The organism is Streptococcus sp. 27098_8_75 (assembly GCF_041432475.1).
In the GTDB taxonomy this organism is placed as follows: Bacteria; Bacillota; Bacilli; order Lactobacillales; family Streptococcaceae; genus Streptococcus; species Streptococcus gordonii.
Map to the genome: position 1 here is coordinate 274,079 of NZ_JAPVZR010000004.1, position 11,453 is coordinate 285,531.

Annotated in this window: 10 protein-coding genes; 8 read left to right on the forward strand and 2 right to left on the reverse strand. The window is 39.2% G+C overall.

From position 1 onward, the window contains the following. The first annotated feature begins 287 nt into the window (after positions 1 to 287). Both O3640_RS08420 and O3640_RS08425 read left to right on the forward strand, forming a co-directional pair. Positions 288 to 1,175, forward strand: a complete 888-nt coding sequence (locus tag O3640_RS08420) for an SPFH domain-containing protein (protein WP_008809642.1) — start codon at positions 288 to 290, stop codon at positions 1,173 to 1,175. Between the two features lie 115 nt (positions 1,176 to 1,290). Further along, positions 1,291 to 1,509, forward strand: a complete 219-nt coding sequence (locus tag O3640_RS08425; protein WP_008809641.1) for a hypothetical protein — start codon at positions 1,291 to 1,293, stop codon at positions 1,507 to 1,509. A gap of 281 nt (positions 1,510 to 1,790) precedes the next feature. Here O3640_RS08425 and O3640_RS08430 read toward each other — a convergent pair whose 3' ends face one another. Further along, complete coding sequence (locus O3640_RS08430) at positions 1,791 to 2,531, reverse strand: amino acid ABC transporter ATP-binding protein (protein ID WP_223350239.1); 741 nt, start codon at positions 2,529 to 2,531, stop codon at positions 1,791 to 1,793. Then, complete coding sequence (locus tag O3640_RS08435; RefSeq protein WP_125377247.1) at positions 2,528 to 4,093, reverse strand: ABC transporter substrate-binding protein/permease; 1,566 nt, start codon at positions 4,091 to 4,093, stop codon at positions 2,528 to 2,530. Before O3640_RS08435 ends, O3640_RS08430 begins: the two co-directional genes overlap by 4 nt. 297 nt (positions 4,094 to 4,390) lie before the next feature. Between O3640_RS08435 and O3640_RS08440 the strand changes: the two genes are divergently transcribed. The 6 genes from O3640_RS08440 (at position 4,391) to sufD (ending at position 11,418) form a co-directional block, all read left to right on the forward strand. Continuing rightward, positions 4,391 to 6,310, forward strand: a complete 1,920-nt coding sequence (locus O3640_RS08440) for a DUF2207 domain-containing protein (RefSeq protein WP_371586838.1) — start codon at positions 4,391 to 4,393, stop codon at positions 6,308 to 6,310. A gap of 88 nt (positions 6,311 to 6,398) precedes the next feature. Then, positions 6,399 to 7,247, forward strand: a complete 849-nt coding sequence (locus O3640_RS08445; RefSeq protein ID WP_008809637.1) for an undecaprenyl-diphosphate phosphatase — start codon at positions 6,399 to 6,401, stop codon at positions 7,245 to 7,247. A gap of 121 nt (positions 7,248 to 7,368) precedes the next feature. Further along, a complete protein-coding gene (gene mecA / locus O3640_RS08450; protein WP_008809636.1) occupies positions 7,369 to 8,097 on the forward strand; it encodes an adaptor protein MecA in 729 nt (242 codons plus the stop codon). Next, complete coding sequence (locus tag O3640_RS08455) at positions 8,091 to 9,257, forward strand: glycosyltransferase family 4 protein (RefSeq protein ID WP_008809635.1); 1,167 nt, start codon at positions 8,091 to 8,093, stop codon at positions 9,255 to 9,257. Before mecA ends, O3640_RS08455 begins: the two co-directional genes overlap by 7 nt. 86 nt (positions 9,258 to 9,343) lie before the next feature. Next, positions 9,344 to 10,114: a Fe-S cluster assembly ATPase SufC gene (gene sufC / locus O3640_RS08460; RefSeq protein WP_008809634.1), complete on the forward strand. Its 771-nt coding sequence runs from the start codon at positions 9,344 to 9,346 to the stop codon at positions 10,112 to 10,114. A 41-nt stretch (positions 10,115 to 10,155) separates the two neighbouring features. Continuing rightward, positions 10,156 to 11,418, forward strand: a complete 1,263-nt coding sequence (gene sufD, locus O3640_RS08465) for a Fe-S cluster assembly protein SufD (RefSeq protein WP_143877759.1) — start codon at positions 10,156 to 10,158, stop codon at positions 11,416 to 11,418. Positions 11,419 to 11,453 lie beyond the last annotated feature (35 nt).

Below are 11,453 nucleotides of genomic sequence, written 5' to 3' on the forward strand. Positions count from 1 at the left end.
CATATATATATATATATAAGTAAATAGGTTAAATCCTCTAATCCTGTAAGTTCAGAGAATAGCTGACAGGATTTTTTGTTGAAGAAAAAGCCTTTTCTTTTTAATTAGAAAAAAGGAAGAGAGCTTCCAAATAAGTTTGAAAATATTTTTCTTTTTTGTTGATTTTTCTTTGCTCTCATTTTTGCCTTATGCTATAATACATTCTATAAAAACATGATTTAAAAGGTAGAGTTTAAGCCGTTTCAGGACAGTTTAAATCCCTTTGGATCAAAAAGGAGAAGCACATTATGGGAATTGTTATTCTATTAGTTGTCATCTTTTTAGCTATTTTATTGCTAATAAGTTCCATTTATGTTGTTAGACAACAATCCGTTGCCATTATTGAACGCTTTGGTCGCTACCAAAAGACAAGTTCAAGTGGTATGAACTTCCGTATTCCTTTTGGAATTGATAAAATTGCAGCGCGTGTTCAATTACGTTTGTTACAAAGTGATATCGTCGTTGAAACAAAAACGCAAGATAATGTATTTGTTACGATGAATGTTGCGACACAGTATCGAGTAAATGAAAATAATGTTACAGATGCCTATTACAAGCTGATGCGTCCTGAGTCACAAATTAAGTCATATATTGAAGACGCTTTGCGTTCTTCTGTTCCTAAATTGACCCTCGATGAGCTCTTTGAAAAGAAAGATGAAATCGCACTTGAAGTTCAAAAACAAGTGGCTGAAGAAATGTCTACTTATGGATACATCATCGTTAAAACATTGATTACAAAAGTTGAACCAGATGCAGAAGTTAAGCAGTCCATGAATGAAATCAATGCTGCTCAAAGAAAGCGTGTCGCTGCTCAAGAATTGGCTGAAGCAGACAAGATCAAAATCGTTACTGCTGCTGAGGCTGAAGCTGAAAAAGATCGTCTACACGGGGTTGGTATAGCTGAGCAACGGAAGGCTATTGTTGATGGTTTGGCAGATTCTATTAAAGAGTTGAAGGGTGCTAATGTAGAGTTGACGGAAGAACAGATTATGTCTATTTTGTTGACCAACCAATACCTTGATACACTGAATAATTTTGCAGATAAACAGGGAAATAATACAATCTTCCTGCCAGCAAATCCTGATGGAGTTGAGAGTATTAGGACTCAAATTCTATCTGCCTTAAAAGCTAAGTAAAAGTTCTCAGAATATTCTGAAATATTTAATTTCCGTTTACTATCTTGTTCTTATTGACAAATCAACTAAAAAGCTTTAGAATTAAATATCGATAATAATTAGATAGGAGAACGAAATGGCAAAAACAAGTTTTGAAAAAGTAGAAGCAGTCGTAGGTTGGGTTCGTGAAAAAAAATTAACAGGTTACCGTATCAGTAAAGAGACAACAGCCCGCGAAATGTCTATTATTGCTCTAGCTCAAGGTCGTGCTCAAGTTAAAAATATCTCATTTGAAACAGCTCTTAGTTTGATTGACTTTTATGATAAAAACCACGATAAGTATGAAGATAAATAATGAGTAGGCATAGCCTACTCCTTTGTTTATTTACACAATAACAAACATTTTTCTACAGTTGTTTTTAGGGGCATGTGTTTGTTTGTAGATAAAAGTTTGGAGAAATTATCCAATAAGTCTAAAAATGAATGGCTTTGTCTTTAAATTAGATATTCAAAATGCAAGTTATTTGAAAGTTAAATAGTTTGATTTAAAAATGAATAAAAACACAGAATGGCGGATAGCCATTCTGTGTTTTTTAGTTGGTCAGTTAGTTAGTACTCAACAGGTATTTGTTAAGATTATTTAAGATAGCGTTGAAGGAATTCTCTGGTACGTTCTTCCTTTGGCTGAGTAAAGATAATTTCAGGTTTACCTTCTTCAGCAATGACTCCCTTGTCCATAAAGATGACTCGATGCGAGACATCTCGAGCAAATTCCATTTCATGGGTAACGACGATCATGGTTAGGCCTTCTTGAGCCAATTCTTTCATGATCTTTAAGACTTCGCCAACCATTTCAGGGTCCAAGGCAGAGGTCGGTTCATCAAAGAGAATAGCATCTGGATTCATGGATAAGGCGCGAGCGATAGCGACACGCTGCTTTTGACCACCGGACAATTGTTTGGGTTTAGCTTGCCAGTATTGTTCGCCCATGCCTACTTTTTCAAGGTTTTCTTTGGCAATTTTCTCTGCTTCAGATCGTTCGCGCTTGAGAACAGTCGTTTGGGCAACGATTGTATTTTCTAAGACATTTAGATTTTCAAATAGATTGAAAGATTGGAAAACCATTCCTAATTTTTCACGATAGTGCGTTAAATCATAATTTGGTTCAAGGACATTTTGACCTTTGTAAATGATTTCTCCAGCGCTAGGTATTTCAAGTAGGTTGATAGAGCGAAGGAAGGTTGATTTCCCGCTTCCGGAGCTTCCAATAATGGAAATAACTTCCCCTTTGCGTACGGTGAGTGAAATGTCTTTTAGGACTTGATTTTCACCGTAGGATTTTTTCAAGTGTTTGATTTCTAAAATTGTTTCTGTCATGGTTTCAATTCTCCCGTCTGCATTTGATTGGCTCCGGTGGTGTAGCTATCAGTATCAAAACGATGCTCAACGTAACGAAGGATTCGGGTTATAGTAAATGTCAGAACAAAGTATATAACGGCGATGATGGTGAAGGTTTGGAAATACTTGTAGGTTTGAGTCGCTATGGTATTTCCAGAGAAGTAGAGCTCTACTACAGAAATAACATTCAGTACGGAAGTGTCTTTAATATTGATGACAAATTCATTCCCTGTAGCCGGGAGAATGTTGCGAATGACCTGTGGTAGGACGATTTTTCTCATGGTTTGTCCGTGAGTCATGCCAAGAGCAGTAGCGGCTTCAAATTGACCTTTATCAACAGCGAAAATTCCTCCACGTACGATCTCGCTCATGTATGCACCAGTATTGATGGAAACAATAAAGATAGCGGCGATTGTTCTGTCGATTGAAATGCCAAAGGCTTGGGCAGAACCGTAGTAGATGACCATGGATTGAACAATCATTGGTGTACCACGGAAGATTTCGATGTAGACGTTTAGGAACCAGCCAAATAGTTTTTGTAAAATTGCAAGAGCTTTATTTTTTGATGTTGGGGCCGTACGGAAAACTCCAATTAGAAGTCCAATCAATAAACCTGTGATGGTTCCTGTGATAGAGATGAGTAAAGTTAAGCCTGCGCCTCGAAGAAATTGAGGCCAGTTTTCTTGCCAAATCTTTGTGACTTCTTTAAAGAAGTTTTGTTTTTCCTTGGCAGGTGTTTTTTCTACAGGCTGTTTCTTGATCATCTCATCCATTAACTTCACTTGGTCTTGAGAGCTAATTTTAGAGATTGCTTCATTAACTTTTGCCATCCGCTGATCGTCTTTTTGCATCCCAATTGCAATGGAAGCATCTTCTTTTCCAACCTCGAAGCCTTTTTTGAATTGAATCATCTTAAAGGATGAATTGGCGGCTTCTGCTGTCAAAGCTTCTGGACGTTCAGAGATGTAGCCATCTATCACTCCGGACTCAAGGGCTTGGCGCATTTGAGCAAAATCCCCCATTGCAGTTTCTTGTTTAGCTCCCTTGAGTTGCGAAATCAGATTGTAGAGGTAAACTCCTTGTTGGGAGGTGATTTTAGCTCCCTTAAAATCATCCAGTGTTTTGGCCTGTGCGTAAGCCCCGTTCTTTTGGACAAGAACAACTGGTTCGCTGGTATAGTAACTGTTAGAAAAGGCAATTTCTTTCTTTCTCTCTTCAGTTGGGCTCATACCTGCAATAATCATATCGATCTTTCCAGAGGTCAAAGCGGGAATTAATCCATTCCAAGATGTTTTAACAATAAGGGGCTTTTTTCCAAGTTCCTTTGCGATTTTTTTTGCAACTTGGACATCGTAGCCATTGGCATATTGGTTGGTGCCATCTATTTTGACAGCCCCGTTTGAATCATCGTCTTGGGTCCAGTTAAAGGGGGCATAAGCCGCCTCCATTCCGATTCGAAGATATTCATCCGCCTGAACAATCTGGCTGGCGCCAAAAGTCAGCAGAATCAAAGATAAGATGCTAAAAAATATCTTTTTCATGGGTTCTCCTATCTATCATATTAAAAAGTAAGTTCTTTCTATTGTACAAGAAAATGCCCTTCTTTTCAATCTTATAAAGTCTCTCTACGAAAAAAATGATATAATGAGAAGAAAATGAAACCGGAGGATCAATGCTAATTTGAACAGTAGAAACGCTAAATTTCTAGCTTTTTTTCAATAACAACTCCTGAATCTGCATGAGGGAAAATAGAATTGGCAGGCTACTTTTTGTATATTGAAGAAGCTTCCAAGGGAAGTGCTAGTGATGATTTTGAAGGAATAGAATGGAGAAAATACGTGAAAAAAAGATTACTATTCATTATATCCATCTTGTTTTTGGTGACTTTACTGATCCCTTTTAGGGGTAAGGCGGCTGAAATTGACAGTCGAATTGAACAATACAATGGGAGATTGGAAATCCATCAAGACAATACAGCAACTTTTATCGAAGAGGTGACCTATGTCTATGATGATCCCTACAATGGTCAATACATTACCCTAGGGCGGGCGGGAAAGGTGCCCTCGAATTTTCAAATAGAATCTAAGCCTTTGGTAGAAATTGAGACGAATGGCAAAACCAAGGAACCCGAAAGTATTGAGGATGTACCGATTGAAGACGGGAAAAAGCTCAAGATATATAATTCTGGAAATAGTGGGGACCGAGTTAAAATCAAAATTACTTGGCAATTAAAAAACCTTCTTTTTCTGTATCCGGATGTAGCTGAGTTAAATTGGATTCCAATTTCTGACTGGGAGGTTGGGATGGATCATGTCTCATTTGTGGTCACCTCTCAGCTGGATTCTAGTGCTCGCTTGGTTGCTCATACTGGTTTTTTCAAAAAAAATCCAGAAGTAAAGAGAATTGAAAATGGTTTTGAAGTAACTTTGGATTCTTTAGGTGCTAAACACCATTTTGAACTTCATGGTATCTGGGATCGGTCGCTTTTTAGTCAATCATTAACCAATGACGGTGGTATTACAAATCGACGGGCTGGTTTTGAAAAACAGGAGCAGGATATTGTTCGCAAAACAGCCTTTTATCAGAATTTGATTTATAGGATACTTCCAGTGGCTATTGTGGTCATTTTTGTAGTTTCTATATACTATTTAATCCGGTATTTTAAGACGACTCGTCAAAAAACAAGCTTTTCGGATCAGGCTCGACTTTATGAAGTTCCACAAGATCTTCCACCCATGCTAGTAGCTCTAAATATCTATGATGTAGATATCGAAAAGGTAGGGCCTGTACAAGGCAAAAAGGGGCGTCTATTATTTTCTAACTTAATTCAGGCGACCTTACTTGATCTGGTAGATAGAGGAAATCTCAAATATGTGACAGAGGGACAATCTCATCGCTTAGAGATTGTGCATTATGAAGGGATGGCAGGTTTTGAGTTGACTTTTGTGGAGATGGTATTCGGTGATGAGAGCTCCGTTGAACCAGACACGATGTTTTCTGCCTATCAGATTGACAAAAAAATTCTCAAAGGAGTTAAGGATAAGGACGACGAGGCTGAGGTTCGTAAGGAAGGGAGCGATAAAAGATATCGTTTTATCAAAGATTTACGCAAATTATCAAATGATATAAAAGAAGAAGAACAAAGACTGGGCTTGCATCCGCATTTTCGTAGTCTAAACAAGGAAGAAGAAAAAATGAGGAATCGTGGTTGCTTGCTCTATCTCTTGGTTTTTCTGCTACTAATGTTTTCTTTAATTGGATTTGGTTTCCTATTTAGGGAGTTCTTTTGGCAATATTCTTTGGGATTTTTGCTGGTCTTGATTATTGGAATTCCTTTGAATGCTTTTGTGACCAAACGTAGCGATAATCTCCTGAATGAGGATTACATTGATGAAGTGGTGGAGTGGCGGAGTTTTGCCAATATGCTTCGCGATATTGCTAAATTTGATAAAACAGAAGTTGAGGGTGTGATCCTTTGGAATCGTCTGTTGGTCTACGCTACTCTTTTTGGTTATGCAAAACGAGTCAGCAAGGTGATGAAAGTCCAAGATATTCATCTAGAAAATGAAGAGCTAGAAAGATTTGTTTTGACGGATCAAAGTCTTCATTTTGCGGGTGGTGTTGACCTGCTAAATTCCTATGTTCAAACCGCCAGTTCAGCAAGTACTTTCTCCATATCAAGTGGAAGTGATTCAGGCGGTTTTGATGGTGGTGGCTTCTCTGGTGGAGGAGGCGGAGGGGGCGGAGGCTCCTTCTAGAAATTCCCCAGTGACACAGTTTTTAATTGAATTTTTTATCGATGTTTTTTATAATTTTTAAAGTATAAAAGTAAATTTAGGAGAAAAGATGTTCTTCATTGAGATTATAAAGTCCGTTATTTTTGGAATTATCGAAGGGATTACAGAATGGTTGCCCATTTCTAGTACTGGACACCTGATTCTGGTTCAAGAGTTTATTCATTACCAAAAGCAAAATGCTGCTTTTATGGAAATGTTCAACGTGGTTATCCAGCTGGGGGCTATCTTAGCTGTTGTCTTCATTTATTTTGATAAGCTCAATCCTTTTAAACCGGATAAAACCCCCCGCCAAGTTCAGAAAACATGGCAACTCTGGGCTAAAGTAGTAGTGGCTTCCTTGCCAGCAGTTATAATAGGAATTCCACTTGATAACTGGTTTGAAAAGAATTTCCATAATTTTGTTTCTGTAGCAATTATGCTGATTATTTATGGGATTGCCTTCATTCTTATAGAACGACGTAATCAGGAAGTAGAGCCAACTGTGACGAATATAGAGAAGCTTCCTTACAAAACAGCTCTCTACATAGGTTTCTTCCAAGTTTTGTCCCTCTTTCCAGGGACTAGTCGGTCAGGAGCAACTATTGTTGGTGGTCTTTTAAATGGAACTAGTCGTTCTGTTGTGACAGAATTTACCTTTTTCTTAGGAATCCCAGTTATGTTTGGGGCTAGTGGTATTAAGGTTCTGAAGTTTATCCTAAAAGGAAATAGTCTTGATTTGGGTCAATTGACTCTCTTGCTGGTGGCTATGATTGTGGCCTTTGGGGTAAGTATGTATGTCATTCGATTCTTGACAGATTATGTTAAAAAACATGATTTTACCGTGTTTGGTAAATATCGGATTGGCCTAGGCACTTTATTGCTTGTTTATTGGGTTTTTAAGGCCCTATTTGCAAAATAAACTGAAAGAGTTGGGATACCAGCTCTTTTCTTTTGAAATCAAGAAGAAGACTGACTTTAACCTTTGAAAAACATAGGGGAATTTAGTATAATGGAAGGACTAGTATGTACGAGGTAGAACAATGGAAGTGAAGCAAATTAGTGAATCAACAATTAAGATCACCATCAAATTAGAAGATCTAGAAGAACACGGCATGGAGATGGCAGATTTTCTTGTTCCTCAGGAAAAGACGGAGGAATTTTTCTATACCATTTTAGATGAACTTGAAATGCCAGAAAGTTTTCTAGATAGTGGAATGTTGAGTTTTCGGGTGACTCCAAAGCCAGACAAATTAGATGTTTTTGTCACAAAATCTAAAGTAGATAAAAATTTGAATTTTGAAGATTTGGCTGACTTGCCTGATATGGACGAACTGTCTCAAATGACTCCGGATGAATTTCTAAAGACGCTTGAAAAAAATATCTTTGAAAAAAGCCGTGAAGATATAGATGCTGTTCAAATGCTGGAAAAAGCAGAAGAGGAAGATGCATCTGAGCCAGAGGAAGGGCAAGAACAAGATCGCTATATTTATTATATCTTGCGTTTTTCTGACTTGAAAAATCTGATCGCTTTCACCAAGACTATCCACTATCCAGTTGATACATCAGAGCTATACAAGATGGATCAGCACTATTATTTGACTATTCTAGTGGATATTGAAGGTCGTCCGAGTCGTTATCCTGCCTGGCTTCTGGCAGCAATGCGTGAACATGCTGAGGACACAGACACGACGAGAGCCCTTCTTCAAGAGCATGGTCACTTGTTGATTGTAACAGATGCTGTGCAACATCTTCAAAAGGTAAACTGCTGATGGTTACATTTCCTTTGAAATTTATTATGGTCTTGCTGGGCACCTTTTTTATCGGTATCTTGTTGACGCCTTTGGTTCGTATTTTGGCCTTTAAAATTGATGCAGTTGACTATCCTAATGCCCGACGAATTAATAAAAAGCCTATGCCTAGTGCAGGTGGCCTAGCGGTCGTTATAGCTTTTTCTATCACAAGTTTAATCATGATGCCAACCATTGTGCAGGTGACTTTTCGTGGAGAAACTTATTTCGATTATATTTGGCCAGTTGTCCTAGGAGGTGGAGTGGTAGCCTTAACAGGTCTGATTGACGATGTAAAAGAGTTATCTCCTTTGCCTAAGTTGCTTGGAATTGTTGTTGCTGCTTCTTTGATTTGGCTCTTGACGGATTTTCGCTTAAATGACTTTAAAATTCCTTTCGGTGGTCCTCATCTCTTTTTCCCTCCTTGGTTATCCTTTATTTTAACCTTGATTTGGATTGTATCTATTACAAATGCGGTGAATCTTATGGATGGGTTAGATGGTTTGGTTAGCGGTGTATCAATAATCTCCTTGCTGACAATGGGAGTTGTATCTTATTTCTTCCTGCCTGACCATAACTTATTCTTAACCCTGACAATTTTTGTCTTAGTAGCTTCGATTGCAGGCTTCTTCCCTTATAATTACCATCCAGCAATTATATATGGTGGAGATACTGGAGCCCTTTTTATTGGGTTTATGATTTCGGTTCTGTCTTTGCAAGGTTTGAAAAATGCAACGGCTGTTGCTGTGGTGACGCCTATGATTATTTTAGGTGTGCCGATTGCGGATACTTTCTTGGCGATTGTCCGCCGGACTTTATCTGGTCAAAAATTCTATCAGCCTGACCGCAATCACTTGCATCACCGTTTGCTTTCTTTAGGCTTGACTCATAGAGGAACGGTTTTGGTGATTTATGGGATTTCGTTGATTTTTGCTACAATCTCTCTATTACTCAATATTTCAAGTCGAGTTGGTGGAGTACTTCTAGTTATTGGTTTGCTTTTTGGAGTAGAGTTGTTAGCAGAATTGATTGAAATTTTAGGACCAAACCGTACACCGCTTTTAAAGATTATGCGGTATATTGGAAACTCTTCTTATAGAGAAGAAGTGCGTCGACGTTGGAAGAATAAAGAACATAAATAAGAACAATTCTAATCAAAATAAAAGCCTTTTGGGCTTTTTTTTGCTATACTAATGAGTGGAATACGATAAAGAAAGGAAAGGACGCAATGTCTGTATTAGAAATCAAAGATCTTCATGTTGAAATTGAAGGAAAAGAAATTCTCAAGGGGGTTAACCTTACCTTGAAAACAGGAGAAGTGGCTGCTATTATGGGACCAAATGGTACAGGTAAATCCACTCTTTCTGCTGCTATTATGGGGAATCCCAATTACGAAGTTACCCAAGGAGAAATCCTCTTTGACGGAGTTAACATTTTAGAATTGGAAGTAGACGAGCGTGCTCGTATGGGGCTCTTTCTTGCAATGCAGTACCCTAGTGAAATTCCAGGTATTACTAATGCCGAGTTTCTCCGTGCAGCTATGAATGCTGGCAAAGAAGACGAAGAAAAAATCTCTGTTCGCGACTTTATCATGAAGTTGGATGAAAAGATGGAACTGCTCAACATGAAAGAAGAAATGGCTGAGCGCTACCTTAATGAAGGTTTCTCCGGTGGTGAAAAGAAACGCAATGAAATCCTCCAGTTACTTATGCTTGAGCCTACTTTTGCGCTTTTAGATGAGATTGACTCAGGGCTTGATATTGATGCTCTTAAGGTTGTGTCTAAAGGGGTTAATGCCATGCGCGGTGAAGGTTTTGGTGCTATGATTATTACCCACTACCAACGTCTGCTTAACTATATCACGCCAGATAAAGTTCATGTTATGATGGAAGGTAAGGTTGTTCTTTCTGGCGGTCCTGAATTGGCAGTACGCTTGGAAAAAGAAGGTTATGCTAAGTTGGCTGAAGAATTGGGCTTCAACTACAAGGAAGAAGTTTAGTCAAACACTCTTTTGACTTTGATAAAAGATAGGAGAATGACATGACTAAAGAATTAATTCAAGAATTTTCACAGTTGCACGCTGAGCCGGAATGGTTGGCTAGTCTCCGTCAGAAGGCTTTTGACAAGATTGATCAACTGGATTTGCCCATTATTGAGCGGGTTAAATTCCATCGTTGGAATCTGGGCGACGGACGGATTTCTGACAGCGAGCCTTTGACCAGTGTGCCAGATTTCACGTCTCTTGGGGACAATCTCAAGTTTATCCAAATGGGGACTCAAACAGTCCTTGAGCAATTGCCAGCTGACTTGGCAGAGCAAGGGGTTATTTTTACAGATTTTCACACTGCCTTAGAAGAGATTCCAGAGCTGGTAGAGAAGCATTTTATGTCTGCGGTTAGGTATGACGAGGATAAATTGGCTGCTTACCATACGGCTTATTTCAACAGCGGCGCAGTTCTTTATGTACCTGACAATGTTGAGATTGACCAGCCGATTGAAGGAATTTTTTATCAGGACAGCGAAAGCGATGTTCCTTTTAACAAGCATATTTTGATTATAGCAGGCAAGCATTCTAAGGTTAACTACTTGGAACGCTTGGAAACTTATGGTGAAGGAGCTGTTCCAGCGACAGCTAATATCACAGTAGAAGTCATTGCTCAGGCTGGAGCTCAGATTAAGTTTTCAGCGATTGACCGCTTGGGCCAAAACGTCACAGCCTATATCAGCCGCCGTGGTAAGCTGGACAACGACGCTATGATTGACTGGGCTATCGGTGTTATGAACGAAGGCAATGTCGTAGCGGACTTTGATAGTGACCTCTATGGCAAGGGTAGTCATGCGGATATGAAGGTGGTGGCTCTCTCAAGTGGTAAGCAGGTTCAAGGGATTGATACCCGCGTAACTAACTATGGCTGCAACTCTATCGGAAATATCCTGCAACACGGGGTTATCCTGGAAAAAGGAACCCTGACCTTCAATGGTATCGGCCATATTATCAAAGGCGCTAAGGGAGCAGACGCCCAGCAGGAAAGCCGGGTTCTCATGCTGTCTGATCAAGCTCGCTCAGATGCTAATCCAATTCTCTTGATTGACGAGAACGATGTGACGGCTGGTCACGCAGCTTCTATCGGCCAGGTGGATCCAGAAGATATGTATTACCTCATGAGTCGGGGTCTTGATAAGGCGACGGCAGAGCGCTTGGTCGTACGTGGTTTCTTAGGCTCAGTGATTGTAGAAATCCCTGTTAAAGAAGTCCGTGATGAAATGATTGAAAATATCGATATTATTCTCGCAAAAAGATAAAAAGCTGGGCCTTGGCCCGTGTAGTAGATAGGAGT

Bases quoted from the DNA above. Each gene is read 5' to 3' on its own strand.
- O3640_RS08445 (WP_008809637.1), top strand. From the start codon at position 6,399: ATGTTCTTCATTGAGATTATAAAGTCCGTTATTTTTGGAATTATCGAA.
- sufD (WP_143877759.1), top strand. From the start codon at position 10,156: ATGACTAAAGAATTAATTCAAGAATTTTCACAGTTGCACGCTGAGCCG.
- O3640_RS08420 (WP_008809642.1), top strand. From the start codon at position 288: ATGGGAATTGTTATTCTATTAGTTGTCATCTTTTTAGCTATTTTATTG.
- O3640_RS08435 (WP_125377247.1), bottom strand. From the start codon at position 4,093: ATGAAAAAGATATTTTTTAGCATCTTATCTTTGATTCTGCTGACTTTT.
- O3640_RS08430 (WP_223350239.1), bottom strand. From the start codon at position 2,531: ATGACAGAAACAATTTTAGAAATCAAACACTTGAAAAAATCCTACGGT.
- mecA (WP_008809636.1), top strand. From the start codon at position 7,369: ATGGAAGTGAAGCAAATTAGTGAATCAACAATTAAGATCACCATCAAA.
- sufC (WP_008809634.1), top strand. From the start codon at position 9,344: ATGTCTGTATTAGAAATCAAAGATCTTCATGTTGAAATTGAAGGAAAA.
- O3640_RS08425 (WP_008809641.1), top strand. From the start codon at position 1,291: ATGGCAAAAACAAGTTTTGAAAAAGTAGAAGCAGTCGTAGGTTGGGTT.